Origin of the sequence: Collinsella sp. HCP28S3_E12, from assembly GCF_052065595.1 — a bacterium.
Lineage (GTDB): Bacteria > Actinomycetota > Coriobacteriia > Coriobacteriales > Coriobacteriaceae > Collinsella.
In genome coordinates, this window is sequence record NZ_JBQHTS010000010.1 from 1 (window position 1) to 25,650 (window position 25,650).

Sequence of the window (25,650 nt, forward strand, 5' to 3'; positions counted from 1 at the left end):
GTCGACTAAACGTGCAGCGTGCGCGGGCCCTCCCGACGGGAAACGAAAAAGCCCGGTTTAAAACCGGGCTCGAACAAACACGCCTATTGACAATGGCTTTCTCATATTAAAAGGGGAGGTGCCGGCTTTCGCAAGGCGCGAACCTACGAAAATCGCCGCACGGCAACGCGGGGCGATGAGCTCAGTCGGGGGATAGGGCCCGCTTCGCCCGCCGGCCCGTAAATTGTATCATCCAGTGTGGAACGAGAGCGCCCGTTTCCGTGTGCGACGGGCTTGCAATAAGAGGAGAGCCATGTCGAAGCAAGCGGTCGTTGGAATCTTGGCGCATGTCGATGCTGGCAAGACCACGCTGGCCGAGGCCATGCTGTTCAATGCGGGTCGCATTCGTAAGCGCGGCCGCGTGGACGATGGCGATTCGCATCTGGACACTAACGCGATCGAGCGCGAGCGCGGCATTACGATTTTCTCGTCGCAGGCCGTGCTCGACCACGGTGATACCCGCGTCATGCTCGTGGATGCACCGGGGCATGTCGATTTTTCTGCCGAGGCGGAGCGCACGCTGCGCGCACTCGATTACGCGATTTTAGTTGTGGGCGCCAACGACGGCGTGCAGGGGCACACCGAAACCCTGTGGCGCCTGCTTGCACGCTATGACATTCCGACGTTCATCTATATCAACAAAATCGATTTGGAGAATCCCGGCCGCGATGTTTTGCTGGCACAACTTGGGCGGCGTCTTTCCGAAGGCTGCCTGGATGCCAACGAACTGCTGGAGGGCGGCGCCGTTCAGGAGGACGCTGCAGCGTTGGACGAGGCGGCGCTCGAGGAGTTTCTTGAGGCAGGTGAGCTTTCCGTCGCAACGCTGTCGCGCATGGTTGCCGAGCGCAAGCTCTTTCCCTGCTTTGTCGGCTCGGCGCTCAAGGACCAGGGCGTGAGCGAGCTGCTGGATGGTATATGCGTGCTGATGCGCGAACAGATATGGCTTCCGGAGTTTGCCGCGCGCGTCTATCGTGTCAGCCGCGGGGATCGCGGCGAGCGCTTGGCATGGGTTAAAGTGACCGGCGGCACGCTGTGTGCAAAACAGATGATCAGCGGACGTTCCGGTGCCGAGGTATGGGAGCAGAAGGTCGATCAGGTGCGCATCTATAACGGTGAAAAGTATGAGCTTGCCCAAGAAGTTGCTGCTGGCGGTATTTGTGCCGTGACGGGTCTTGCGCACGTTCGCCCAGGGGACGCCTTGGGTGCGGAGCCCGTGTGTGATGCGCCCGTCATCGCTCCGGTCCTCACCTATACGGTGCTTCCGGGCGAACACGATGTCCATGCGGTGTTTAAAGCGCTGACTGAGTTGGCGGACGAAGACCCCATGCTCGGCGTAAGCTGGAATACTCATCTGGAGCAGATTCACCTGCAGCTGATGGGCGCCGTGCAACTCGAGGTCGTGCAGCGGGTGTTGGTCGATCGCTTTGGCCTTTCGATTTCGTTTGAGCCCGGCGGCATTCTCTATAAGGAGACTATTTCGCAGCCGGTCGAGGGCGTGGGCCACTTTGAGCCACTGCGCCACTATGCCGAGGTGCATCTGAGCCTGGAGCCGTTGCCAGCGGGTTCGGGCGTGCAGTTTGGCACCGTGACTTCGACCGACGAGCTCGATCTTAACTGGCAACGCCTGGCGCTTACAAACGCCATGGAGCGAGATCACCTGGGCGTGCTGACCGGCTCGCCCATCACCGATGTGCGCATTACGCTCACAGGTGGCCGTGCGCATGCCAAACACACCGAGGGCGGCGACTTTCGCCAGGCCACGTACCGCGCGATTCGCCAGGGGCTCATGCAGGCGCGTGAGGCCGGCGCGGCGGTGCTGTTGGAGCCGTGGTATCGCTTTGAGCTCGAGGTGCCGGGGGAGTGTGTGGGCAGGGCGTTGTCGACGCCACGCGCATGGGTGCCGAGTACGAGCCGCCGACAATGGCGGACGAACGGGCAAAGCTTGTGGGTCGCGTGCCGGCATCCGAGGTCCAGGATTATGCGCTGGAGGTGGCCGCCTACACGAGCGGTCGCGGGCATCTGTACCTGGAGTTTGCCGGTTATGCGGCATGCCATGATGCCGAGCGCGTCATCGAGACTGTCGCCTATGAGCCCGAGGCCGATCTACCCAACACGCCCGACTCGGTCTTTTGCTCTCACGGCGCCGGCTACACGGTCAAATGGTACGACGTGCCCGCCGCGGCGCACGTAAAGGTCGATCCCGCCACCTTCCGCCCCTGGCGAGCGGCGGACGTCGAGTTTTTCGGCCATAGGTGATGGAGGGTCAGTCTCTTTGTCGCATCCTGTTGGTATAACTCGGTATAAGTTGGTATAACTGTTACCAGGGTTTGCCAATCCGAGGAGGCCGACATGAATCCAAATCCCTTTAAGCCCACGGCTGGTAAGCGGCCTCCGATACTCATCGGCCGCGAGTCGGTCATCGAAGATTTCGAGGAAGGGCTCGATAACGGCGCCGGAGCTCCGGGCAGGCTCATGCTCATTACGGGAAACCGCGGCTATGGCAAAACGGTTCTCTTGCGGGAGCTGCAGCGTTTAGCTAGCGAGCGCGGATGGGCGGTTGTCTCTGATTCCGCCTCGCTTGGCCTATGCGACCGCCTGGCCGATGCGCTTCGCTCGAATATGTCGGTTGCGACGTCAATGGAGTTCGGGCCGTCACTTGGCCGGATGTCGGTCGAGGCGGCGCGGGCAAAAGGCGAGACGTTGCGCGGGTTAGTCAACGAACGCCTCGAGAAACTCGGGCCGGGAAAGGGCTTACTGTTTGCGATTGACGAGGCCCAATCGGCATCTATCGAGGAGCTGGCGGCGCTGGCCGTTCTCTATCAGCAGGTGCTCGGAGACCAGGATGCTACGGGCTTGCCCGATAGAGACCAGCACGGTCTTGCGCTGGTTTTTGCCGGCTTGCCCAGCATGGTTGATGACTTGCTCGAAGAGCCGATCGTAACGTTTTTGCGCCGCGCCCAGCAGCGTACGCTGGGTGCGATTTCTTTGCCCAAAGTGCGCGATTCATATATCCAGACGGTCAAAGGCACTGGTCTTTTCGTTGATGCGGAGACGGCGGACCTTGCGGCGCACAAGAGCATGGGGCATCCCTATATGGTTCAGCTGGTGGGATATTACATGTGGAGGTCTGCTGTCCGGCGTGACTCGCGGGTCATTGAAGTGTGCGATGTCGAGGCTGGCTACGCGGATGCCATCTCCGAGTTCTATGAAGCAGTGGACGCTCCCTTGTATTACGGGTTGCGCAGTCCGCAGCGCCTCTTTACCGAGGTCATGGCGGCTGATGGGGGCAAGCCGACGCGCATGGCGGCCATCATTGAGCGCTGCGACCCACCCAAAGCTGAGCGAGCAAATATCGCGCAAGCCTGATTCGCGAGCGCGTCATCGAGGCTGCCGGATACGGTCTCGTCCGGTTTACCGTGCCCATGCTGGGCGAGTGCATCCGCGACCGCGTTTTATGGCATGAGTAGGGTGATAAAGGTGACGGAACAGAAGATGAGCCCGCAGGCTATAGAGGTACGTGGCGCGCGTGTGCACAACCTCAAGGACATCGATATCGATATTCCGCTGGGAAAGCTCGTGGGTATTGCTGGCGTATCGGGTTCGGGCAAGAGTTCGCTGGCACTGGGCGTTCTTTACGCCGAGGGCTCGCGTCGCTACCTGGAGGCGCTTAGCACCTATACCCGCCGCCGTCTGACGCAGGCCGAACATGCCCAAGTGGACGAGGTGCTGCACGTACCGGCGGCGCTCGCATTGCATCAGCGCCCCAGCGTGCCGGGTGTGCGCTCGACCTTTGGTACCATGACCGAGCTCAACAATAGCCTGCGTCTGCTCTTTAGCCGTTGCGCCCATCACGTGTGCCCGCACTGCGGGGCGCGCGTGGAGCCGAGCCTTAACGTGGCCGCGGGTCTGTCGCTCACGTGCCCCGTGTGCGGCCGTGAGTTCTGCGCGCCGGGTGCCGAGGACCTTGCCTTTAACAGCGGCGGCGCGTGTCCCACCTGCGGCGGCACCGGTGTCATGCGCGAGGTGGACGAGGCGAGCCTGGTGCCCGACGAGTCCAAGACTATCAACGAAGGCGCGGTGCTTCCTTGGGGCACGCTCATGTGGGATCTGATGAAGCAAGTGGCAGGCGAGATGGGTGTGCGTACCGACGTGCCGTTTAACCAGCTCACGCCTCAAGAGCGCGACATTGTGTTTCACGGTCCGGCGGTTAAGAAGCACATTCTCTACGTTCCCAAAAACGGCGAGGGCGCCACGCCGCTCGACTTTACCTATTACAATGCCGTCTATACCGTCGAGAACGCGCTCGCCAAGGTTAAGGACGATAAGGGCTTAAAACGTGTGGCGCGCTTTTTGCGCGAGGGGCCATGTCGTGACTGTGGCGGCACGCGTCTCTCCGAGGCTGCGCGCCAGCCCCAGGTGCGCGGTATCAATCTGGCGCAGGCCGCGGCCATGACGCTTGGTGATGCGGTTGAGTGGGTGCGCGGGGTGCCCGCATCCTTGCCGGCCGAGATGCGGCCCATGGCGGCGGATATCTGCGATTCGTTTTTGAGCGCGGCCCGTCGCCTGGTCGATCTGGGTCTCGACTACCTTTCGCTCGATCGCGCTGGTGCCACGCTCTCCACGGGCGAGCGTCAGCGCGTGCAGCTCGCCCGCGTGGTGCGCAACCGATCGACGGGCGTGCTCTATGTGTTGGACGAGCCTTCGATTGGCTTGCATCCTGCCAATGTCGACGGCTTGGTGGGCGTGATGCGCGATCTGGTGGATGACGGCAACACCGTGGTTGTTGTCGACCACGATACACGTGTGCTGGCGGAAGCCGACTATCTGGTCGAGATGGGCCCCGTTGCCGGAGCTGGCGGCGGCAATGTGATTGCCGCTGGCACGGTGGACGAGGTCGAACAATCGAAGGGCAGCCGCATCGCCCCGTTTTTGAGCGCAGACCCCAAGCGTATGCGTCCGCAGGTGACTGACGACGAAATGTTCGACCAGGGCCACATCCGCATGGCAACCGATGCCATCCATACCGTCAAACCGCTCGAAGTCGATATACCGCGCGGTCGTCTCGTTGCGGTGACGGGCGTTTCGGGTTCGGGTAAGACGACGTTGGTGCTCGAGACACTCATCCCGGCGCTTAAGGCCCAGGCAGCTGGCGAGCGCGTGCCAAGCCATGTGCGCTGGGTCGACGCCGAGGGTATCGCACGCGCAAACCTGATTGACGCTACACCTATCGGCGCCAACGTGCGCTCGACGGTAGCGACCTATGCCGACATCCATGATGAGCTGCGTCGCGCTTTCGCCCGTACGCCCGAGGCCAAGGCAGCCGGCTACAAGGCGGGTGCCTTTAGCTACAACACTGGCGCCTTGCGCTGCCCTACATGCGATGGCACGGGCTCGATATCGCTCGACGTGCAATTTTTGCCCGACGTCGAGATCATCTGCCCAGCATGTCGAGGCTCGCGCTACGCCGAAGCCGCCTCGCATATCCATCGCGAGGGCAAGGACGGGAGCAAGCTTACGTTGCCGCAGCTCATGGACATGAGCGTGGACGAGGCTCTCGACGCCACGGTGGGGCTCAAGAAGGTTCAGGCGCGCTTGCTGACCTTGCACGACCTGGGCTTGGGCTATCTTACACTCGGTGAGCCCACGCCGGCGCTTTCGGGCGGCGAGGCGCAGCGTTTAAAGCTTGCGAGCGAGATGGGCCGCGTGCAGGACGATGCCGTATTCGTATTCGACGAGCCCACGATCGGCCTGCATCCGCTCGACGTTCAGGTGCTGCTGAACGTGTTTGACGGCCTCGTCGCCAAGGGCGCCACGGTTATCGTGATCGAGCACGATCTCGACCTTATCCGCAATGCCGATTATGTGATCGACATGGGGCCGGGCGGTGGCGATGCGGGCGGGCAAGTCGTCTGCGCCGGCACTCCGGCGGATATCGTTGCTTGCTCCAAGAGCATTACCGGCCGCTACCTATAACCGAATGTGACAAAGGGACAGTCCCTTTGTCACATGCCGGCAAAGCCTGTCAGCATCACGCTTTTCTTTTCTAGCCAATTCTAGTTAAAAGCAGTTAATTACCGTTAAAAGCTAGCATGTTGTCGACGTAGCACTTGAACAGCTTGTGTCCGAGGGCCAAAATGACCTCAGCCCATTCGCGAAATTTGCACGCCCTATAGTGAGTGGGTTCTCGCTTGAGCCGATGCTGCCAAGAGGCGGCCGATAGGGGCAATTATGGACAATCGAATCTTTGGGTATGTGCGTGTCTCTTCCGCGGACCAGAACTTGGACCGCCAGTTAGGCGCACTGGGAAGGTTTCCCGTTCAACAGGGTCAGATTTACGCTGACAAGGCAAGCGGTAAGAACTTTAGACGTCCCCAGTACCAGCGTCTTCTTCGCAGGTTGCGCGAGGGTGACGTTCTCGTGATCAAAAGTATCGACCGTTTAGGTCGCGATTATCGTGAAGTCCTCGATGAATGGCGACGCATCACGGTGGATAGGCGTGCTGCCATCGTGGTGCTTGATATGCCGTTACTCGATACGCGCGAGCAACCCGATGGCATCACGGGAACGTTCATGGCGGATCTGGTCCTTCAGATCTTGAGCTACGTGGCGCAGCTGGAGCGCGAGAACATAAAGCAGCGCCAGGCGGAGGGTATCGCGTCGGCGCGCCTGCGTGGCGTGAGATTTGGGAGGCCGGCGCTCGAACGCCCGGATGGCTATAACGATGTCATCAAATCATTCGAAGGGGATGAAGTTACGAGGCGAGAGGCCGCAACGCCCCTGAACGTCAGCGTATCGACGTTCGATCGTTGGAGACGGGCGGACACGAACTGATATGACCGTTCGCCGTCTGTCCGTCCTCTTTAACTAGACATTTTGAAGAGGGGAGTTTATTGCACAGAGCCACTCCTTCCCTCGATGTTTATCCAGTTCACGCCCTGGAACCAAATAGTGCCACCGTGTTGCCAATTCGTCTGCTTTTTGACGAGGGGTTATGAGCTGTAACGTCAATCGAAGGGAAATAGTCATGAAACGAAATATTACTAAAAAGATGCCCATGATGGGTTTGCTTGTTCTGCTCACCTGTTCTCTGGGGTTCATTTCGGCCTGTTCACAGAATGATGCAAACGCTGCAAAGTCGAAATATGTCGACGATAAGGCGATGAATGTTATCGCCGCCGGGTTCGAGAGAAGGTTCGACGTCATTGAATCTAATGCAAACGATGATGATCCTCATTCAACCGAGAACATCCAGGAAGCTATTGAGGCCGAAATCAAGAACGACAAGGAACTCAAGAACGCTAGGTTTAAGGATTCCAAGATGCAACAGGACGTAATCACATATCTGAATCTGCTTGATGACCAGCTTAAGGTGACCGAGGACTACTCGCAATCGTCTGCGGATTATTACGAAGAGTGGAATAAAGTCTACGATAAGCGGTCTGCGCAACTCAAGAAGCTTGTTGATAATTACGGGCTGGAAGTAGGGGAAAAATATAAGGATGATTTCAACGACTTAATTAAGAATGGAAAGTCCGTAACAGAGAAGACCTGCTATGAGGATGCCATCAACAGTTTGATTCAGGGAGCAAATTTCGAAAAATCGGATGACGGTTACGGTCTGTATACGTATACGGCGGTAGTTGAGAACACCTCTGGTATATCGTTCTCTAACGTCAGCCTGACACTTGCTCTCTATGATGCAGATGACATCAAAGCGGAGGAGACCTATGCGGACACTTCTTCGTGGGCGCCGGGTGAGAAAGTCAAGTTCGAGGCAATGTCCGATGTTGACGCTGCGCGCGTTGTCGCATCTGTTTCCAGCTACGATGTAAATAAATAAGTTCTGCACGGAAGGGGCGGGTTAATCGGCAATGAATGGTTGACCTGCCCGTTTTATGCCAAATATTGAGCAACAAGTGCTGCGAACGAATGTGTATTATTTCGGATTGCAAACAACTGCCCTCGTCTAAAGACATGCTGAAAACGACAATTAAGGCATGAGGTATAACCCACGGCAGTTTCTTAAATAACAGGGATTTTGAAAGGAATAGGGGATGGATGAGATGGAGGAAGGCATGGGGGCGCTGAAAGCGAAACTCGGGAGAATCCTGACAAAGCCCAAGGTATTCTTTGCGGGCCTGGCGCTTGGCGGAGTGATTGTGGCTGTACTTTTCATTACCATCTTTAGTAACGGCAAAGCTGCGGGCGCGAAAGAAACGACCCCCAATACGCTTTCCCCGTCGGTCGTGTTTGAACGCATCGCTTCCCAGAACGAGATGGTTTCTGCATCGCAGAACTATGCGATTGTCGATAAGGTGACGGATACCAAGAGGTTCTTCGATTGGTTTGATATCCCGTTTACGGAAAACAGCTTTTGGTACCGCTATGTGGGAACCATTAAGGCGGGTGTGAATCTCGAGACGGCAGAGATACATACAAACAAGAAAAAGCTGACCATTACGATGGATGAGCCTTATGTAATCTCGAACACGCCGGATATGAATAAGTCGGGTGCTCTCGAGGAACGCAACAACATCCTCAACCCCATTGAGGTCAAAGATGTCACGGCGTTTGAAGCGCAGTGCAAGGAGCGGAGTGAAAGCGAGGCCATCAAGGATGGCAAGCTGCTCGAAGAGGCTCGAGTGAACGCCGAAGCAAATATCCGTGCGATGTTCAACTCGGCATTTGGCGATGAATATACGGTTGATTTCGACTATCGGAAATAGGAGGTCACTATGGAGGATAAAGACGATCTAGCTGTTGTCGAAAGGGAGGAGCTGTCGCGACATAAGCAGAGCTTTGATATCCGTAAGGCCGCTGCCGGGTTGGTTGATGGCGCCGGAAGCGCGATGGCGGGCGCGGTTGCAACCGTACAGAAAGTTGCCGATGGTGTAATGTGTGCTGCAACTCCGATGGTCGATGACGCCTTGGCGGCTATTGCTGATGCGGCCGATGGTGCGGCAGGTGCTGCTGCGGATATCGGTGACGCCATCAACGATTGGGCATACCAGCAGCAGCTTAATAGATACAGGCCGGTAACCAAGGAGACCTATCAGAGTCCTTCATTTTATTTGCCGAATATGATTCGAATTGTTGACGGAAATGAGCGTCGTGGCATCGACGCCTGTAGGGATGCCATTGGTTGGCTGGATACCGTTAAGGGTACGCAGATTTTCAATCTGTACCGCGAGGCAATCGGGGATAGCGAATTGTCTTTCTACCCTAAACCATCTCTTTATTCCACATATTACATAGATGCTTTTGATCGGTCTCGCTTTGTTGATCTTGACTCTTATTTCGCAACCATGCAACAAGACAAGATGGCCGAGTTGAGACGGATTGCGTTCATGCTTGGCGCGAAGCGCTGCAAGTTGGAGGTGACGGAGTACGAGGAAACTCGGAGAGGCCACCAGGTTAAGGGAAATGCCAAAGCGGGAAAGAAGGGCTCGGCTCGAATCAACGGCTCTTTGAGCGATTTAACGAGAAATGAGAAGAAAATCCTGTTTACACAGGAATTTGAGGGAGACATGGTTCCACAGCGCCCTGAACTCCATTGGTATGCCCATGACTCTGACATTCTCTTGTTAATCGAAACGAGATGCGGTGGAGAGGATAAAAACAAGGCGAAGAGCTATCGGGTTGAATTGAAAAGCGAGACGACCATGACCATGTCCGTATCGCTTGCTATGGCTATCGATGAGGCATGCAGCAAGCTGAACATAAGGGCGAATTCGAGCCTGACAAGCCAAGCTAAGCGAGAACTTCGGCAGTCATTTGTATTTGAAGTTGAATTCTGACGTGAATTGCTAGCAGCCAAATGCGGCAAAGGGACTGTCCCTTTGCCGCATTTGATGTCAAAACCATTTTGTCAAGGACTAGAGAGTTTGAAAGTCTACCATTTCTGCCCCGTCCCCTAATGGCAGGTTTTTACATGCCGGCAAAGCCTGTTTGGCGCAGGGCTTCGTAGAGGACGATGGCGGCGCTGTTGGAGAGGTTGAGTGCGCTGATGCGGTAGCCGTCCGGATTGACGAAGTTGCCGCAGATATCCTGCCGAAGGATGGCCTCATGGCCGTTCTCGGTATGTCCGAGCGATTCCTCGTGGGCTTCCCAGGCCTCGGCGTTGTCGAGTGAGTCACAATCGCGCAGCATGGGGATGCGCTCGCAGCGCTCGGGCGCTGCGGCGAGCAGCCCTTCGGGAATCCCCGAGCTTTCGCTGCCAAAGACCAAATAGTCGCCGTCACGGTAAGTGCTTTGCGCATAGGTTCGGCGTGCCTTTTTGGTCAGCAGATGCAAGCGGTCGTCGGCGGGGGAGAGGTCATTGCGCGCAAGGAAATCCTCCCAGCTGGCATAGGTCGTCACGTCCAAGTTTTGCCAGTAGCCCAGGCCGGCGCGACGCACCGTTTTGTCGTCGAGCGAAAAGCCCAGTGGCTCCACCAGATGCAGGCGGGCGCCGGTGACCACGCAGGTACGGCCGATATTACCCGTATTGGCCGGAATCTCGGGAGCATACAGCACGATATTGAACATGAATCTCCTTGGCATAGAACGAAAAACCACCACGAAGGGTACCTTCGTGGTGGTTTGATGGTTACGTGGGCGGAAAACGCCCACTTGGATAACCTAAGCGCGGTGCCAGTCGGTCAGGCAGGCATCAAGGGCGGCGATGAGCGCATCCTTGTCCATGTGACGGCCGATGATGCACAGGCTCGTCATGCGGTCGCCCGTCTCGTCGTCCCAAATCTGCATGATCTCGGGGTTCTCGTCGATGATCTTCTGCTTCTCGCCCTCGGGCGCCGAGTCAACGAACAAGCCGTTCTCCATCAGGCGCATCTGGCGGCCGGCCTGCTCGAACATGTAGCACATGTCCGGATCGCCGGTCTGCCACAGCGGACCCTTGACGCGAATGACCTCGTCGGGCCACTCCTGCTCAACAAAATCGGTGAACTTCTGCAGGTCAAACGGCTTACGGCGCGAGTACACAAAGGTCTCGATGTCGTACTCGAGCACCTCGGGGTCGTCGTGCTCCTCGGGATGCTCCATGGCCTCGATCCAGGCGGCGGAGTTGTAGGCGCGCATAAAGTCGAAGCGATCGGTATCGAGCAGCTCCTCCATGGGGACCTCGCCGTTTTGAGCCTCGACAATCGCGGCGTCCTTCTGCAGACTGCGCACGATGGCCTTGAGCTCGGCGATCTGCTCAGGGCTCACGGTATCGGTCTTGTTGAGGATCAGCGTGGAGCAAAACTCGATCTGCTGGATGAGCAGGCTCTCGATGTCGTCCTCGTCGATATCCTCGGCCAGCAGGTCGCGACCGCCGTTGAACTCGTCGTACATGCGGGCGCAGTCGACCACGGCAACGATGTTGTCGAGCGCGAGCTTGGGTTCGCCGCCCACTTTGGCCTCGTCGCAGAAGCTCGAGATGGTGTAGGCGATGGGGATAGGCTCGCAAATACCGGAGGCCTCGATGATGATGTAGTCGAAATTGCCCGAATCGGCAATGCCCTGCAGCTGGTTGGCCAGGTCGTCCGAAAGCGTGCAGCAGATGCAGCCGTTGGTGAGCGGGATGAGGTCGTCGGTCTCGGAAAGGCCACCGTCGGCGATAAGGCTGGCGTCGACGTTGATCTCGCCGATATCGTTGACGATCACGGCGGCGCGGATACCGCCGTCGTTGGCGAGGATATGGTTGAGCAGCGTGGTCTTGCCGGCACCGAGGTATCCGGTAAGCATGATGATCTTCACGGGTTTGTTGGGCATGTGCCCTCCTTTGTTAGACATGGCTTACAGTAAAATCATATGCCAAACGCCTGCTCTTATACCCACGCGCCGGCAAATAACACAGGCTACTCCCAGGCTCCCCATACATCGGGGCAATAACCGACGGTGGCCTTTTTGCCGTTGCGCACGATGGGCTCGGCCAGTACCTGCTGATTCTCGAGCAGCTTATCAAAGCGCTGGCTGGGAGTGAGGTGCTGGATAAGTGCGAGTGTCTCCTCGTCCTTGGCTTTGGGGTTGAGCAGCTTGTCGATGCCGCCGACCGCCTGCATCACGCTCGTGAGCTCGCCTTTGCTCATCTCCTTTTCCTTAAGGTCAATAAACTGCACCTTAATGCGGCGCTCCTTAAAATAGCGCTGGGCCTTCTTGGTATCGAAGGACTTTTTGGTGCCGAAGATTTGCACGTTCATAGCATGTTCCGCCGTTCTAACGAACGGCGGTCACCTCGACGCTGCAAAGCCATCTGATGGGCAATCTGCCTTTCAATCGTCGGGCGCGGGCAACAGCCCAGCGCCCTCCTCTTTCAAGGCACCTTGCCTCATCAGCTGGCTTTTCGCTGACATTGATAGAACATCGAGGTGACCACCGCTGGACTTATCGAATGAAGTTGGTGCGCTCGCGATCGGCTTCGGGCGCGCTGATGCCGGCGGCCTGTCCTGCTTCGATACATTGCAGGAGCCAGGCCATGTTCTTGCCGATGTTGCGCATGGTGGCAAGGCCCTCGGCATCCCCATCGGCGTCGCCGGGTACGCGACCAAAGACGTTGTTCCAGTACGTGGAGGCGACCACGGGCATCTGGTTGATGGTGAAGTACTTGTTGAGCACATCGAAGGTGGTCGACGTGCCACCGCGACGGGCGACAGCGACCGCGGCGCCGGGTTTGTGCGCAAAGGCGTGCCCGCCCGCATAGAAGGCGCGATCGAGGGCCGAAAGGATGCGTCCGCTGGGGTGCGCATAGTAGACGGGTGAGCCAAAGACAAAGCCGTCTGCCTGCTCAGCGGCAGCGATGAGCTCGTTCACCACGTCGTCGTCAAAGGTGCAGCGACCGCCAAGCTTGCCGCACTGGCCGCAACCGATACAATCGCGAATGGGCTTGGCGCCCAGCTGAAACACCTCGGTATCAATGCCTTCGGCATTGAGCTGCTCGGCGACTTCGGCGAGTGCGCGGGCGGTGTTGCCGTTTGCCTTGGGACTGCCATTGACCAAAAGAACCTTCATCACAAACTCCCTCTGCTGTCGGTGACTTCTGCGGAGGATTATCGCACGAGAGGGGCAGATGGCGTGGGGAGCGATGTGAAACGGCTTGTGTTTCACATCGCTCCCCACGACGCTAGTCCAGCTTGGTGCCCGGTACTTGCGGCGCCTCTTCAAGCAGCGCTTTGAGCTCGTTCAAAATGGAAACGGGCTGTCGGTCGACAGCGTCTAGATGAAGTGTCGCCACACGAATGGGCGGCTGATATTCAAATGAGCCAAAGAGCACGGGCGACCCCAAGAATCGCTCGATTTCGTCTGCGATTGCGTCGGTCTCTTCGGGATCAAAGTCGTCGAAAAGCGCCACGAACATTGGTCCCGTCGAGCGGAACAGACGACCCTTGCCGCGCGAGCATTCCATAAGGCAGGCGGCACTTTCTGCCAAAACACGGTCGCCCGCATCAAAGCCAAAGCGGGCATTGACCTGAGCGATATCGTTGATTTTAATGGCAATAAAGCCTGCCTCGCGCGCCACGCGACGCATTTCACCAATGGCGTTGACCAGGGCGTGAATATCGCCCAGGCCAGTCACGGAATCTGTCGTATCTGCCAAGCTTCGGTTGATGATAATGCCCACATACATGCTGGGCTCGGTATCGGTGCCGTCCAAGCGGTAGCCCGTGCAGTCGCAAAGCGCGTATTTTCCGGTGGCATCCATTACGCGATACTGCATGTAATGGAAGTGCCACGTACCGTTTATCACCATGTCGAGCTCGGCGCGCACGTTGTCGCGGTCCTCGGGATGAACGCGGGCGAGCCACATGTCGAGTGAGTTAAAAGGGTGCTGGGAGGGCAGGTCAAAATCGCGCATGGCGTTAACCGACCATTGCGATTCTCCCGTATCGAGGTTAAGGATGAACGGATAGCGCGTCTCGGAGCTCATGGAGATCGCTTGGAACACCCGGTCGTTGCAGGGAAGCTGATCGACGATTGGGCGTTGCGGCGCATCATTGTCTTTCGGTTGCTGCACACGATGCATAAGCTTATAGCGATACATCTTGCGATCGGCATCCATCGTCATCTGGCGACGCGTGTCGCCGGCAAGCGGATCGACGCGCGAGCAGCCAAAGCTAAAGCTGGCGATCATGTGCGCCTTGCCACCTGAGCTCGCCTCGATCAGCCCGGCACGTACCTGCTCCAAGCGCTGCTCGAGTTCAGTCTCGTTTGCGGAGAGCGAGATAAGCACAAACTCGTCTCCACCGATACGGAACAGCATCTCATCGTGCTCCATGGTTTCGGAGAGTGTGCGGCAGATACTCAGAATATAGCGATTGCCTTCGGCGTGGCCAAACATATCGTTGCAATGCTTGAGATGGTCGATGTCAATATAGGCGCAGGTGAAGGGGTCGCCTTTGCGCCAGAGCTGCTCGACGTGACGGTCGAGTCCGCTGCGGTTGCCCAAGTTGGTGAGCGGATCGATATAGGCGTTGCGCTCAAGCAGCTGGCGCTCTTGTTGCAGGATGGCATACGTCTTTTGCAGTTGCTCACCAACGGCGCGTAGCCCAGCGGGCAGCGCGGCAACATCGAGTTCGGCGGTCGAGATGCCATTCGCAAGTCGCTGAAGATAGGCAATAATCGATTGCTCGCCCATGCGGTACGACTCGTTCATGATGGATAACCTCCTTGGGCAGGACAACGGTTTGTATCATATCCCCAATTCGGCTTGGATTGGGTATATGAGTTAGCCAATGGGGACAAATGCTTCCTTCGACGGTGGCGTTTTGCGCGCGAGCGTATCAGTTGTTATTGCTGCCATCGAGCAATGCCTCAAAATCCTTTGCCTGCATGGGTCGGTAGTAGAGGAAACCCTGAGCGTAGCGGGCGCCCATGTGGCGTAGCATGTTCGCCTGCTCATTTGTCTCGATGCCTTCGATTACAACGGGCAGATGGAGCGACTGCGCCATCTCGAGCATCGATGACACGATCCGCGCGCTGCGGCCTTGATCGCGGTCGGTGGGCACAAAGGTGCGGTCGAGCTTGATGACGTCAACATTCACGTTTCTGAGCATCGCGAGCGTGGACTGGCCGGTACCAAAATCGTCCATATAGGTCGAGAAGCCGCGGGTGTGCAGATCCGCGGTCAGCTTATCCACGGCCTCGGACTCTCCGGTATAGGCGGTCTCGGTGATCTCGATACGCATGAGCTCGGGCGGCAGGTTGTATTGGGCGGCGAGCGCCCCCATATGTTCGGCAACGTCGCAGGCAAGAATGTCCACGCGCGACACGTTGAGGGAGATCGGAACCACGCGAAGACCGCGATCGAGACGCTCGCGAAGCCATGTGGCAACGCCCTGCCAAACATATTTGTCGAGCGTTACCACAAAGCCGCTTTCCTCGAGAGCGGGGATAAAGGTGACAGGTGAAATGAGGGATCCATCCTTGTCAATCCAGCGTGTGAGCGCCTCGGCGCCAATGATCTCGCCGGTTTCCATATCGACCTGGGGCTGCAGGTAGTAAGTGATGCGGCCGTTTGAGAGCGCATACTGGAACTCGGTTAGCGTGTGGTGGAACGCAACCTCATGCTCGTATTCCTCGGGGCGGAAAACGGCAATGCGCTCCTTAAAGTCGTTTTTGGCGCGTCGATTGGTAAACATGGCCTTGGCCTGGGCATCAATGGTGATTTCCTCGCTCGCGTCGATGGGGCATACGCCCATGGACGGCCAAAAGCCTACGCCGTCGTCGTGCTTGGCTACAGCCTCGCGCACGCGCGCATAGACTCGGTGAACGAAATCGCGCTCAAAGGGTATGAGCAGACAAAAGTCGTCTTGCCCCCAGTATCCCGCGACACCCATGTCGGCGTTCTCGATATCCTTGAGCACCGTGCCCACATCGGCAAGCATACGGTCGCCTTCGGCCTGTCCATACCATTCGTTAAATAGGCGCATGTGGCCCATGTCGACGGTGGCGATACACCAAGCGCCGTCGCGCTTTGCCTTGATGAAGGCATTGGCACGGCGCATAAACTCGCTGGGTCGGCAGAGGCCGGTGAGCATATCGATGCGTTCGGCGATTGCGCTTTTGCGCTCGATCTCGGGTATAGGGAGGCTGTCGTTGGGGACAAGCCCGCCAGCCGTGCGAAGGCGACGGTCGAGTTCGCGCAAAACAGCAGATGTTTGGTAGTCCAGGCGCTCGTAAAAGACCGGGGCGACAATGCAAACGGGAGTGATGGTGTCGCCCGCGATCTGAACGGGGGCAAAAATGGTCTCTTTTAGACGATGGGTCAGGAGTTCAAATGCCCCGTGGTCCAAAGCGTTGCTGAGCACGACGAACTGGACACTTCGTGAACGGAAGACGCGACTCCTACCGCGGGTGATCGACAGCATACGGCTTGCGTATTCGGCAAGCATGCTGTCGACCGCCTCGGCTCCATAGAGCTCGTTGAGCTTCGTCGTGCCGCGAACGCGCACGGCGATGAGTCCTGTTTTGCAGCGGTCACGGCGACAGGCATCGATAGCGTTGACCAGCATACGCTGCGTTCCAAGCCCCGTGGCGGCGTCGACGGTCTCGGCAAGGGAATGATTGACGAGCTCGCCGACATAGAGCGAGGGCTCGTTTTCGCTCCCATCGATGCGAAAACCGCGAGCACGGCAGAGCACGTAGTCGCCTGTGGCGTTGCGTACACGATACTGCATGACTCGATGGTGCTTGGAGCCGTTATAGACTTGGTCGAAGTCGTCGGTAAAAGCCTCAAGGTCATCGGGATGGACGCGCTTTTTCCAGTAATCGCGACAGTTGTCTATGTGCTCTGAAGGAAGTCCGAGATCGCGCAAGGCACCTTGTGACCAAAGGGTGCGATGTTTGTCCAAGTTCTCGATAAAGAAATAACGACCTTCGTTGAGCATCGAAAAGGCGTCGAAAACACGGTCGCTTATTTCGAAGTCGTCGGTATGGACTTGCGTGATATTGCGTCGATCGAGGTGCAAGGCATGGCGTAGTTTGTAGTCGTACATGCGATGGTCGGCATCGAGCGTCATGCGATTGGGGGCTTCGCCCAGGGCGGGGTCGGCGTGGGACACTCCGTAACTAAACGAGTGGGGCATCCCGGAATCGTTGTTGTTGAGCAAGATTGTTCGGCAGTGTTCCAGACGATCGGCGAGGTCGTCCTCGGTTGCAATCGTAGAGAGGATGGCGAACTCATCGCCTCCCAGTCGAAACGCCGCCTCGTCCACCTTCATATACAGCTTGAGATAGAGGCTTACCTGCAAGATGTAGCGGTTGCCCTCGTCATGCCCAAAGACGTCGTTGCAGTGCTTAAGGTTATCGATGTCGATAAAAGCCATGGTGACGGGCAGTTCCTGCTCCCAGAGCTCCTCGAGGGAACGGACAAAGCCGCCGCGGTTGCCAAGTCCGGTAAGCTGGTCGGTAAAGGCGGTCCTGATCAGATCGTCCTGACGTTCAAGAAGGTCGCGGACGGTCTTTTCGAGCGTCTCGGTGTAATTGCTGACAGTATCCATGTCGTAAGCGGCTTTCTGAGGTCGGGCGAATTGCGTCGGGCGAGCTCGTTGTGCACACGCGTTGTTGTTCGGCGCTTTGCGTGTATCCAGGCCCCCGCCTCGCTGCGTTGTTGGGTTAATTTACCGGCTAATGTTTGCAGTTGATAACTGCTGAATAGTATAAACAACAGCGCAGAATTATATATGGGTGCCCATGCTGTGCGCGGCCATTATTCGCTAAACGGTACCGCAATGATGAGATGTCCGATAAAAATGCGACTGAGACGCTATATGTTGACGGGTATACTTGTCCCGGTTTTAAACGCAGGAACGGAGATGGTCGCATGGCACAGCCGGATACGACGCGCACGGTGGGGCTTGCGCTCGAGGGAGGCGGCTACCGCGGTATGTATACGGCGGGCGTACTCGATGTCTGGATGGAGCACGGCTTAACTTGTGACCATATGGTGGGTGTCTCGGCGGGTGCGGCGTTTGGGTACAATTTTAAGTCACGCCAGATCGGTCGCGCCATTCGGTATAACAAGGCCTATTGCGCCGACAAGCGCTATGCGAGCGTGACAAGCTGGTTGCGAACCGGTGACATGTTCAATGCCGATTTTGCCTATCATGAGGTGCCGCTTGAGCGCGATCCTGTCGACTTAGAGGCGTATCGTGCCTGTCCTATGCGGTTTACGTGTGTGTGCACCGATATCGAGACGGGTGAGGCCATCTATCACGACCTGCCGTATGGCGATGAGCGCGATATCGAGTGGATTCGGGCATCGTCGGCGATTCCCGTGGCGACCAAACCCGTTCGGATTGACGGACATCGATATCTGGATGGCGGCGTGGCCGATTCCATTCCCAGTGCGTGGTTATTCGAACAGGGGTATGACCGCAACATCGTGGTGCTGACGCAGCCGGCAGGCTTTGTAAAACAACCCAATAGCTTGATGCCTATGCTGCGCCGCGTGTTTCGCCGCTATCCAGAGTTTGTCGCGGCGCTTGAACGCCGGCACGAGGTATATAACGCTGCACTCGACGACCTGGCGCGTCGCGAGGCCAGCGGCGAGGTTTTCGTGGTGCGTCCGAGCGAATCGGTGAAGGTGCCATCGCTGTGTCGCGAGCCGGAGGAGCTCGAGCGCATCTACCAGGTCGGTCGTCGTGATGCGGCCGCGACCTTGTCGGCGTTGGAAGCATATCTGGCAGAGTAGGGCAAACTGCAGAGCTCTCGGCGGAAAGTGCGTCCCAGAATTTGCGTCTGGAATGGGATGCAGTTTCCCAATGGAGTCGCATGCGGAAAACGCATCCCAGAATGGAGGTCCAAACTGGGATGCGCTTTGCGCTATTGAAGATATGAGGCTGCGAATCAGCTGCTCGGCCTATGCCTATGCCTGCTGCCAGGTGTCGACAAGCTCCTTGGCTGCGGCGTGGGGGTCGTCAGCGCTGCAGACGGCGCTCACCACAAAGAAGCCCTCGACGCCGGTGGCCTTGAGCTGCGGCAGATCGGCTTTTTTGACGCCGCCGCCGACCACGATGGGAACGGGGCTTGCCGCATGGAGCGCGGCCAGGTCCTCAAAGCTCTTGGTGATGATGGAGCCATCTGCCGCGCGTCCACAGTCGCGCTTGGTCTCGGTCTCGTGGAGCGGGCCGATGCCCAGGTAGTCGACTAGGCTCATGTCGGCGGTCTTGACGTACTCGAGCATTTCCTCGCAACGGGCCGAAAGGCCCACGATGGCATCGGGGCCCAGAAGCTTGCGGCAGACCTCGACAGGAATATCGCTCTGGCCCACATGCACGCCGTCGACGGCGATACCCTGTTCGCGTGCGGCGAGTACGCAGTCCAGACGGTCGTCGATAAGCAGGGCGACCTTGCCGGTCTTGCCGGCGCGAGCGATTGCCTGCGCGGCGTCGCCCGTCAGCGCGATGATCTGGCGGGCACTTGCCACCTTGGAGCGCACCTGGATGCAGGTAAAGCCGGCATCGAGCGCCTGCGCTACCACATCGCCCACGGGACGTCCCAGCGTGTTTTCGGGGCCGAGTACCAGATAGGCCGAGATATCAAGGTTGTCGCGGATGCTCATCGTGCTTCCTCCTGCTTTTTGATCTGCGCTTCCATGCGCTCGAGTTTGCCGGTCATGGTGTCGGTAAAACCGGGTCGAATATCGGCTTTGAGCACGACTTCGGTGCGGATGCCCTTGCTTGCCAACACAAAGGTTGCATCGCGTACGACCTGCATGACCTCGTCCCAGTCGCCCTCGATCTCGGTGAACATCGAGGTGGTGCGGTTGGGAAGGCCGCTCTCGCGAATGACGCGCACGACCTCGGCGACCTCGGCGGACAGCTCGTCGCCTGTGCCGCACGGGGCGATGGCTACGGCGACGAGCGTGTTCATGTCGGCAGCGGTTGCGGGTTCGGACATGGCTTATGCCTCCTCGAGCTCGAGGTGGTTATTCGCAATATCCTGAGCGGTCGCGCGGTAGAGTTCGTCGATAAAGGCGACCTTAAAGCTTGCCGGGGCATCAGCGACAGCGGCGGCACGCGTGCCGGCAACGTTGTAGACAGCGGTACCGCAGATGGCTGCCGTAAACGGATCGGCGGCGCAAGCGTACACGGCCAGGACGCCGCCCTGCGAGCAGCCACAGCCGGTAATCTTGGACATGAGCGGGCTGCCGCCGTGGGACTTGGCCACGGTCGTGCCGTCGGTAATCAAGTCGACTTCGCCCGAGACCACTACGGCGCCGCGAGTGTAGCGGGCGAGTGCCACCGCAGCGCCGCGGGCGGCGTCGACCGTATCGGTGGTATCGACACCGCGCACGCGGCTCAGGTCAGCCGCCTCGCCTTCAAGACCCCACAGGCCGGCGAGCGCGATGATCTCGGAGGCGTTGCCGCGCACGATGGCGGGCTTGTACTGCTTGAGCTCGTTTACCAGCTGGGTGCGCAGGCTACCGATGCCCAGGCCCACCGGATCGAGCACCCAGGGTTTGCCGGCGTCGTGTGCCGCTTTGGCCGCACGGGGAATCGTCTGCTCGTAGATGGGGAAGAGCGTGCCCATGTTGAGATAGATGGCGCCGCCGCCGGCAACGAGCGCCTCGCCCTCGTCGGGCAGATAGACCATGGCGGCCGAACCGCCTACGGCGAGCTGCGCGTTGGCAACAAAGTCGATCGTCACCGTGTTGGTGATGGAGCCGGCCATCGGGTTGGTGGCGCGAATCTCCTCCACGGCCTTGACCACATTTTGTTTAAGCTGTTTCGAATCAATCACTGCACATGCCTCCTTGGCATAGAAAAGGGGCGCTGTGCATAGACAGCGCCCCTGTAAAGGCGGCATGCTCCCTACGCCAGCATTAACTGACAGGTTCAAAGGATTGGGCCCCATGCCCTCTCAGCCTTGTGGTTTGCACCGCCGGCACTCCCGCATCGAATCTGTTGTTCCCTATACTAGCGCACCTGCCAAAAAGGGACAGGTTTATTTTGGCAGGTGGCAACTGGGGCGTTGCATTTTCCCAGATAAAACCTGCCAAAATAAACCTGTCCCTTATTGGCAGGTCGCTACAATGGATACGGTGAAAATGACTGGGGGCCTTATGATTAAACTTGTGCTGACCGATATGGACGATACGTTGATTCCAGCCGGGCATGACGGCGCCAGCGACTACGCCATCGAGGGCATTCATGCCATGCAGGCGGCGGGCCTGCACTTTGGCCCGGTTTCGGGCCGTCAGCCTTCCGCGATGGGCTGGATGTTTCGTAATCGTTCCGAGTGCTTCTCGACCGGTGCGTTCTGCAACGGCCAGGTCATGTTTGTCGACGGCGAGGTGGTAGCCTCGCATGCGACCGATAACGCCGCCCTTATTCGCTTGGCTGACTACTTGGAGCAAGAGACCGATGATACCTATCTGAAGGTCTACAGCTTGGGTGATGACTTTTGGGATAATGACGCCTATTGCATGACGAGCGACCCCGAGCGCGTGCATCGCGCTATGGAGTCGGGCGGCAACGCGTGGCTCAAAGGCGAAGAGGCCCCGTGCCGTCCCGTTGTCGGTGACGCGCCGGTGTTCAAGGCGAATATCTGGAGTGCCCGTTCGCGTGAAGGGCTCGCGGAGCTACGCGAGCGCGTTGCCGCCGAGGTGCCGGAACTCTCGCTCGTGTTTCCCAACAACCGAGTGCGCCTTTTCGATATCTTGCCGGCTGGTTGGGACAAGGGCTGTGCCACGCTGGAGCTGGTGCGTGCTTTGGGCCTAACGCCCGACGAGGTGGCGGTGTTCGGCGATTCCGATAACGATCTGCCCATGATTAATGCCGTTCCCAACTCCGTTGCAGTCGCCAATGCCAATGAGGCCGTCACGGCTGCCGCGCGTTGGCATATCGGCGCTGCGGCAGACGATGCGGTTGCCGGGGCTCTGCATCAGATTGCCGCCTGCGCCGCGACGGGGGAGATGCCGTCGTTTATGCGCCAGATGGACGCGACGGGTCTTGGCGTCACGAACGTCTAGGGAGAAAGTCATGAAGCTTCAGCAGCTCAGGTATGTTGTTAAGGTTGCCGAATGCGGCAGCATCACCGAGGCCTCGCGCCGGCTCTTTGTGTCGCAGCCTTCGATTACCGCCTCGATTCGCGATCTCGAAAACGAGATGGGTGTGCACATCTTTGAGCGCACCAACAAGGGCGTCATTGTGTCCGAGGAAGGCGAGACATTCTTGGGCTACGCGCGCCAGGTACTCGATCAGGCCGATCTGCTCGAGGATAAGTACAAGGGTGCATCCGAGCAAGTGCCGCACTTTAGTGTGAGCTGTCAACATTATTCCTTTGCCGTTAATGCGTTTGTCGACGTGATCCGTGAGTTCGATGCCGCGCGCTACGACTTTACCCTGCGCGAGGAACAGACTCACGAGATCATCGAAGATGTCGCGCACATGAAGAGTGAACTGGGCATTCTGTACTTATCCGAACATAACCGCGAGGTTATCGAGCGCATGCTGGCGGCCAACGAGCTCGTATTCGAAGGACTCTTCTGCGCCACGCCGCACGTCTTTGTATGCGCCGACCATCCACTGGCGGACCACGCCAGCGTGACGCTCGAGGACTTGGAAGACTATCCGTTCCTATCCTATGAACAGGGCAGCTACAACTCGTTTTACTATTCCGAGGAACTGACCTCGACGTTTGAGCGCCGCAAGAATATCCGCGTGCGCGACCGTGCGACGTTGTTCAACCTAGCCATGGGTCTCAACGGCTACACGGTGTGTTCGGGCGTGATTAGCCACGAGCTTAATGGCCCCGGTATTATCTCGATTCCGCTCGATGTGGATGAATACATGGAGATTGGCATTATCACGCGCAAGAATACGACCCTCACGCGCTATGGACAGGCTTATGTCGAGGCCATCCGGAGGCATATCTAACCGGTAGCGTTTGATGTTGCTGTCTTGGGCTGTCGAAATTGCTATAGGAAAACTATATGGCAAACATATATAAACGCATATTTTACGATAACCAGGAGTGCGCTCATACTCTTGCTCGCCAAAGTATTCCATGCAAAAGGAGATTCCTATGAGCAATTCCACCCAGCTCAAAGCGCCGTTTCGCGCCGATATCGTCGGCAGTTTTCTTCGTCCGCAGGCCGTAAAGGACGCCCGCGCTGCCTATGCGGCAGGCGCGCTTGATGCCGAGGGACTTAAGGCAGTCGAGGACGAGGCCATTCGTGATTTGGTGGCAAAGCAAAAGGCCGCCGGCCTGCAGGTCATCACCGACGGCGAGTTCCGCCGCAGCTACTGGCACCTCGATTTTATGTGGGGTCTCAACGGCATCGAGCGCCGCACCTCGCGTACGGGCTATATGTTCCACGATGAGGAGACTACCGCCGACACCGCCGTGGTGACCGGACCTATTAGCGGCGAGAACCATCCGTTCGTCGAGCACTTCAAGTTTGTCAAGGCGCTTGAGGGCGAGGGCCAGGTTGCGCGGCAAACCATTCCGGCGCCGATCCAGACGTTCTCCGAAGTCACGCTCGACCGCTGCGATGGCCAGCAGGAGAGCCTGCGTGCCGTCTACAAGACCGACGAAGAGCTCGCCGATGCCATCACCGCAGCATACCGCACCGTGATTGCCGATCTGTATGCCGCGGGTTGCCGCAACATCCAATTTGATGACTGCACCTGGGGCATCTATTGCGATACTGACTTTGTGTCCAAGACCGGCATGAGCCCGGTTGACCTGCAAAAGGTGAGCGAGCTGGGCGTGGCGCTCAACAATGCTGCCATCGCGGGCAAGCCTGACGACTTGGTGATCAATACGCATGTATGCCGTGGCAACTACCACTCTACTTATGCCTTTGAGGGCGGCTATGATCCCATCGCCCCGTACCTGTTTGCGCATGAGGACGTTGACGCGTTCTATCTGGAGTTCGACACTCCGCGCGCCGGTGGTTTTGAGCCGCTCAAGTACGTTGCGCCCGGTAAGAAGGTCGTGTTGGGTCTGGTGACCACCAAGGCAGCCGAGCTCGAGGACGAGGACGCGACCGTCGAGCGTATTCATGAAGCAGCAAAGTACGTGCCGCTTGAGAATCTGTATCTGTCTCCGCAGTGTGGCTTTGCCAGCTGCGAGATTGGCAACAAGCTGACCGAAGGCGAGCAGTGGGCAAAGATCGCGCTGGTCAAGCGTATTGCCGAGCGTGTTTGGAAATAGCGGTACCGTTTGCAAGTGACGGCGCGTGCGAGACTTGGCGTATCGCGTACAATGGTTCGGACCGTATCGTTCGGGCAGGTTATCCGCTATGCCCGAGCGCCCTTCCATTCGAAAGGACATCCATGTCCCAGTCCTCGACGCCCGCCGTCACCGATGCCATCTACGACGCTTCGTCGCTCGGCCGCCCGCGCATGTTCCTGCTTGGTCTGCAGCACCTGTTTGCCATGTTTGGTGCCACGGTGCTGGTGCCCGTGCTCACCGGCCTTTCGGTATCGGCAACGCTTTTGTTTGCCGGCTTGGGCACGCTGCTATTCCACTTCCTGTCACGCGGTAAGGTCCCCGCATTTTTGGGCTCATCGTTTGCCTTTATTGCCGGCTATGCCGCAATCGCGCCCAACGGCGAGGCCGAGCTCTTGCCCTACGCTTGCCTGGGCGTTGCCTGCGCCGGTTTGCTCTACCCGGTGCTTGCGGCGCTCTTCCGCGCGTTTGGCGCCAAGCGCGTCATGCGCTTCTTCCCGCCGGTGGTGACTGGCCCCATTGTCATTTCGATCGGTCTGATCCTGGCGAGTTCCGCTATTGCCAACTGCCAGACTAACTGGCTCGTTGCCGTGGTTGCCGTCGCCGTAATCGTCATCTGCAATATTTGGGGTCGCGGCATGGTCAAGATCGTGCCGATTTTACTGGGCGTCGTGGTGAGCTATGCCGTTGCGGCTGCGCTGGGCGAGGTCGATTTCTCCGGCGTCGCAGCCGCTCCCTGGCTTGGCTTGCCTGTCGTGTGGGACAACACGGTGTTTGCACTCTTTGGGCCGCAGTTCGATAGTGGCCTTGCCACGACGGCCATCATCACCATCATGCCGCTGGCCTTTGCAACCATGATCGAGCATATCGGCGATATATCCGCTATTGGCTCCACCTGCGAGCGCAACTACATCGCCGATCCCGGCCTGCATCGCACGCTGCTCGGTGATGGTTTCGCCACGATTCTGGCTTCGCTCTTTGGCGCTCCGGCCAACACCACGTATGGCGAGAACACCGGCGTGCTCGCCCTGACGCGTGTGTTTGACCCGCGCGTGATTCGCATTGCCGCGTGCTGCGCCATCGTGCTTTCGTTCTGCCCCAAGTTCGCTGCCGTGATCGCCGCCATGCCGGCATGCGTTATCGGCGGCGTGTCGCTCGTGCTCTATGGCATGATCAGCGCCGTGGGCGTCCGTAACCTCATCGAGAACCAGGTCGATTTCCAGAACAACCGCAACGTGCTGGTGGCCGCTCTGGTTCTCGTGCTTTCACTCGGCATTGCCTACAGCGCCGCCGGTGCCATCGTGCTGGAGCTGGGCGGCGTGACGATTTCGCTTTCGGGCCTTGCCGTGGGCTCGCTGGTGGGCATCGTGCTCAACGCGATTCTGCCTGGCAACGACTTTGAGTTCGCCGTTTCTGAACTCGAGGAGGCTGTCGAGTAGTAGTTGTGTTCAGCTA

General features: G+C 58.3%; 21 protein-coding genes, 1 pseudogene and 1 riboswitch. Of the genes and pseudogenes, 13 read left to right on the forward strand and 9 right to left on the reverse strand.

Annotated features, from left to right (window positions below; genetic code table 11):
* Positions 1 to 292: 292 nt before the first annotated feature.
* The 8 genes and pseudogenes from ACTNBY_RS05245 to ACTNBY_RS05280 all read left to right on the forward strand — a co-directional run.
* Positions 293 to 1,774: pseudogene (locus ACTNBY_RS05245) on the forward strand (GTP-binding protein); the annotation flags it as partial.
* Between the two features lie 185 nt (positions 1,775 to 1,959).
* Complete coding sequence (locus tag ACTNBY_RS05250; RefSeq protein WP_441063679.1) at positions 1,960 to 2,295, forward strand: hypothetical protein; 336 nt, start codon at positions 1,960 to 1,962, stop codon at positions 2,293 to 2,295.
* Positions 2,296 to 2,388: 93 nt separating this feature from the next.
* Complete coding sequence (locus tag ACTNBY_RS05255; RefSeq protein WP_441016544.1) at positions 2,389 to 3,405, forward strand: AAA family ATPase; 1,017 nt, start codon at positions 2,389 to 2,391, stop codon at positions 3,403 to 3,405.
* A 93-nt stretch (positions 3,406 to 3,498) separates the two neighbouring features.
* Positions 3,499 to 6,012 carry an excinuclease ABC subunit UvrA gene (locus tag ACTNBY_RS05260; RefSeq protein ID WP_441063681.1) on the forward strand — a complete coding sequence of 838 codons (2,514 nt, stop codon included), beginning with the start codon at positions 3,499 to 3,501 and terminating at the stop codon, positions 6,010 to 6,012.
* Between the two features lie 255 nt (positions 6,013 to 6,267).
* The gene (locus ACTNBY_RS05265) at positions 6,268 to 6,870 is read left to right on the forward strand and encodes a recombinase family protein (protein WP_441063683.1); all 603 of its coding nucleotides are present in this window, start codon (positions 6,268 to 6,270) and stop codon (positions 6,868 to 6,870) included.
* A gap of 193 nt (positions 6,871 to 7,063) precedes the next feature.
* The gene (locus tag ACTNBY_RS05270; protein ID WP_427794255.1) at positions 7,064 to 7,879 is read left to right on the forward strand and encodes an FxLYD domain-containing protein; all 816 of its coding nucleotides are present in this window, start codon (positions 7,064 to 7,066) and stop codon (positions 7,877 to 7,879) included.
* Positions 7,880 to 8,093: 214 nt separating this feature from the next.
* Positions 8,094 to 8,765, forward strand: a complete 672-nt coding sequence (locus ACTNBY_RS05275; RefSeq protein ID WP_427794254.1) for a DUF4230 domain-containing protein — start codon at positions 8,094 to 8,096, stop codon at positions 8,763 to 8,765.
* A 9-nt stretch (positions 8,766 to 8,774) separates the two neighbouring features.
* Complete coding sequence (locus ACTNBY_RS05280; RefSeq protein ID WP_427794253.1) at positions 8,775 to 9,836, forward strand: hypothetical protein; 1,062 nt, start codon at positions 8,775 to 8,777, stop codon at positions 9,834 to 9,836.
* A 130-nt stretch (positions 9,837 to 9,966) separates the two neighbouring features.
* Here the strand turns inward: ACTNBY_RS05280 and ACTNBY_RS05285 are convergent, their stop codons facing one another.
* From ACTNBY_RS05285 to ACTNBY_RS05310, 6 genes are all read right to left on the reverse strand, one after another.
* Positions 9,967 to 10,566 (reverse strand): tRNA (cytidine(34)-2'-O)-methyltransferase, encoded by a 600-nt coding sequence (locus ACTNBY_RS05285; RefSeq protein ID WP_441063685.1) that lies wholly within the window; start codon positions 10,564 to 10,566, stop codon positions 9,967 to 9,969.
* Between the two features lie 93 nt (positions 10,567 to 10,659).
* Entirely contained in the window at positions 10,660 to 11,790 is a 1,131-nt protein-coding gene (locus ACTNBY_RS05290) for a GTP-binding protein (protein WP_441063686.1), read from the reverse strand.
* A gap of 86 nt (positions 11,791 to 11,876) precedes the next feature.
* Positions 11,877 to 12,218 carry an arsenate reductase family protein gene (locus ACTNBY_RS05295; protein WP_055252194.1) on the reverse strand — a complete coding sequence of 114 codons (342 nt, stop codon included), beginning with the start codon at positions 12,216 to 12,218 and terminating at the stop codon, positions 11,877 to 11,879.
* Between the two features lie 184 nt (positions 12,219 to 12,402).
* Positions 12,403 to 13,026 (reverse strand): flavodoxin family protein, encoded by a 624-nt coding sequence (locus tag ACTNBY_RS05300; protein ID WP_427728306.1) that lies wholly within the window; start codon positions 13,024 to 13,026, stop codon positions 12,403 to 12,405.
* 112 nt (positions 13,027 to 13,138) lie between these two features.
* A complete protein-coding gene (locus ACTNBY_RS05305; RefSeq protein ID WP_441063688.1) occupies positions 13,139 to 14,668 on the reverse strand; it encodes a diguanylate cyclase domain-containing protein in 1,530 nt (509 codons plus the stop codon).
* A 127-nt stretch (positions 14,669 to 14,795) separates the two neighbouring features.
* Positions 14,796 to 17,513, reverse strand: a complete 2,718-nt coding sequence (locus tag ACTNBY_RS05310; RefSeq protein WP_441063690.1) for an EAL domain-containing protein — start codon at positions 17,511 to 17,513, stop codon at positions 14,796 to 14,798.
* 323 nt (positions 17,514 to 17,836) lie between these two features.
* Here ACTNBY_RS05310 and ACTNBY_RS05315 point away from each other — a divergent pair, with 323 nt between their 5' ends.
* Positions 17,837 to 18,706: a patatin-like phospholipase family protein gene (locus tag ACTNBY_RS05315; protein WP_441063692.1), complete on the forward strand. Its 870-nt coding sequence runs from the start codon at positions 17,837 to 17,839 to the stop codon at positions 18,704 to 18,706.
* A gap of 174 nt (positions 18,707 to 18,880) precedes the next feature.
* Here ACTNBY_RS05315 and ACTNBY_RS05320 read toward each other — a convergent pair whose 3' ends face one another.
* The 3 genes from ACTNBY_RS05320 to thiM are packed head-to-tail and all read right to left on the reverse strand — an operon-like array spanning position 18,881 to position 20,757.
* On the reverse strand, positions 18,881 to 19,576 hold the full coding sequence (locus ACTNBY_RS05320) for a thiamine phosphate synthase (RefSeq protein ID WP_441063693.1): 696 nt from the start codon (positions 19,574 to 19,576) through the stop codon (positions 18,881 to 18,883).
* On the reverse strand, positions 19,573 to 19,914 hold the full coding sequence (locus tag ACTNBY_RS05325) for a thiamine-binding protein (protein ID WP_427719764.1): 342 nt from the start codon (positions 19,912 to 19,914) through the stop codon (positions 19,573 to 19,575). Before ACTNBY_RS05325 ends, ACTNBY_RS05320 begins: the two co-directional genes overlap by 4 nt.
* A 3-nt stretch (positions 19,915 to 19,917) precedes the next feature.
* A complete protein-coding gene (thiM, locus tag ACTNBY_RS05330) occupies positions 19,918 to 20,757 on the reverse strand; it encodes a hydroxyethylthiazole kinase (RefSeq protein WP_441063694.1) in 840 nt (279 codons plus the stop codon).
* Positions 20,758 to 20,808: 51 nt separating this feature from the next.
* Positions 20,809 to 20,919: riboswitch (TPP riboswitch) on the reverse strand.
* A 160-nt stretch (positions 20,920 to 21,079) separates the two neighbouring features.
* On the opposite strand from thiM, the gene ACTNBY_RS05335 reads away from it, so the two are divergent.
* The 4 genes from ACTNBY_RS05335 to ACTNBY_RS05350 all read left to right on the forward strand — a co-directional run bounded on the left by ACTNBY_RS05335 (position 21,080) and on the right by ACTNBY_RS05350 (position 25,634).
* Complete coding sequence (locus ACTNBY_RS05335; protein ID WP_441063696.1) at positions 21,080 to 21,988, forward strand: HAD-IIB family hydrolase; 909 nt, start codon at positions 21,080 to 21,082, stop codon at positions 21,986 to 21,988.
* A 10-nt stretch (positions 21,989 to 21,998) separates the two neighbouring features.
* A complete protein-coding gene (locus ACTNBY_RS05340; protein ID WP_427747880.1) occupies positions 21,999 to 22,895 on the forward strand; it encodes a LysR family transcriptional regulator in 897 nt (298 codons plus the stop codon).
* A gap of 148 nt (positions 22,896 to 23,043) precedes the next feature.
* Positions 23,044 to 24,177, forward strand: coding sequence for a 5-methyltetrahydropteroyltriglutamate--homocysteine S-methyltransferase (locus ACTNBY_RS05345; protein WP_441063698.1), 1,134 nt, complete (start codon positions 23,044 to 23,046; stop codon positions 24,175 to 24,177).
* Positions 24,178 to 24,299: 122 nt separating this feature from the next.
* Complete coding sequence (locus tag ACTNBY_RS05350; RefSeq protein WP_441063700.1) at positions 24,300 to 25,634, forward strand: uracil-xanthine permease family protein; 1,335 nt, start codon at positions 24,300 to 24,302, stop codon at positions 25,632 to 25,634.
* Positions 25,635 to 25,650: the final 16 nt, after the last annotated feature.

Bases quoted from the DNA above. Each gene is read 5' to 3' on its own strand.
- ACTNBY_RS05250 (WP_441063679.1), top strand. From the start codon at position 1,960: ATGGCGGACGAACGGGCAAAGCTTGTGGGTCGCGTGCCGGCATCCGAG.
- ACTNBY_RS05255 (WP_441016544.1), top strand. From the start codon at position 2,389: ATGAATCCAAATCCCTTTAAGCCCACGGCTGGTAAGCGGCCTCCGATA.
- ACTNBY_RS05260 (WP_441063681.1), top strand. From the start codon at position 3,499: ATGAGTAGGGTGATAAAGGTGACGGAACAGAAGATGAGCCCGCAGGCT.
- ACTNBY_RS05265 (WP_441063683.1), top strand. From the start codon at position 6,268: ATGGACAATCGAATCTTTGGGTATGTGCGTGTCTCTTCCGCGGACCAG.
- ACTNBY_RS05270 (WP_427794255.1), top strand. From the start codon at position 7,064: ATGAAACGAAATATTACTAAAAAGATGCCCATGATGGGTTTGCTTGTT.
- ACTNBY_RS05275 (WP_427794254.1), top strand. From the start codon at position 8,094: ATGGATGAGATGGAGGAAGGCATGGGGGCGCTGAAAGCGAAACTCGGG.
- ACTNBY_RS05280 (WP_427794253.1), top strand. From the start codon at position 8,775: ATGGAGGATAAAGACGATCTAGCTGTTGTCGAAAGGGAGGAGCTGTCG.
- ACTNBY_RS05285 (WP_441063685.1), bottom strand. From the start codon at position 10,566: ATGTTCAATATCGTGCTGTATGCTCCCGAGATTCCGGCCAATACGGGT.
- ACTNBY_RS05290 (WP_441063686.1), bottom strand. From the start codon at position 11,790: ATGCCCAACAAACCCGTGAAGATCATCATGCTTACCGGATACCTCGGT.
- ACTNBY_RS05295 (WP_055252194.1), bottom strand. From the start codon at position 12,218: ATGAACGTGCAAATCTTCGGCACCAAAAAGTCCTTCGATACCAAGAAG.
- ACTNBY_RS05300 (WP_427728306.1), bottom strand. From the start codon at position 13,026: ATGAAGGTTCTTTTGGTCAATGGCAGTCCCAAGGCAAACGGCAACACC.
- ACTNBY_RS05305 (WP_441063688.1), bottom strand. From the start codon at position 14,668: ATGAACGAGTCGTACCGCATGGGCGAGCAATCGATTATTGCCTATCTT.
- ACTNBY_RS05310 (WP_441063690.1), bottom strand. From the start codon at position 17,513: ATGGATACTGTCAGCAATTACACCGAGACGCTCGAAAAGACCGTCCGC.
- ACTNBY_RS05315 (WP_441063692.1), top strand. From the start codon at position 17,837: ATGGCACAGCCGGATACGACGCGCACGGTGGGGCTTGCGCTCGAGGGA.
- ACTNBY_RS05320 (WP_441063693.1), bottom strand. From the start codon at position 19,576: ATGAGCATCCGCGACAACCTTGATATCTCGGCCTATCTGGTACTCGGC.
- ACTNBY_RS05325 (WP_427719764.1), bottom strand. From the start codon at position 19,914: ATGTCCGAACCCGCAACCGCTGCCGACATGAACACGCTCGTCGCCGTA.
- ACTNBY_RS05335 (WP_441063696.1), top strand. From the start codon at position 21,080: ATGATTAAACTTGTGCTGACCGATATGGACGATACGTTGATTCCAGCC.
- ACTNBY_RS05340 (WP_427747880.1), top strand. From the start codon at position 21,999: ATGAAGCTTCAGCAGCTCAGGTATGTTGTTAAGGTTGCCGAATGCGGC.
- ACTNBY_RS05345 (WP_441063698.1), top strand. From the start codon at position 23,044: ATGAGCAATTCCACCCAGCTCAAAGCGCCGTTTCGCGCCGATATCGTC.
- ACTNBY_RS05350 (WP_441063700.1), top strand. From the start codon at position 24,300: ATGTCCCAGTCCTCGACGCCCGCCGTCACCGATGCCATCTACGACGCT.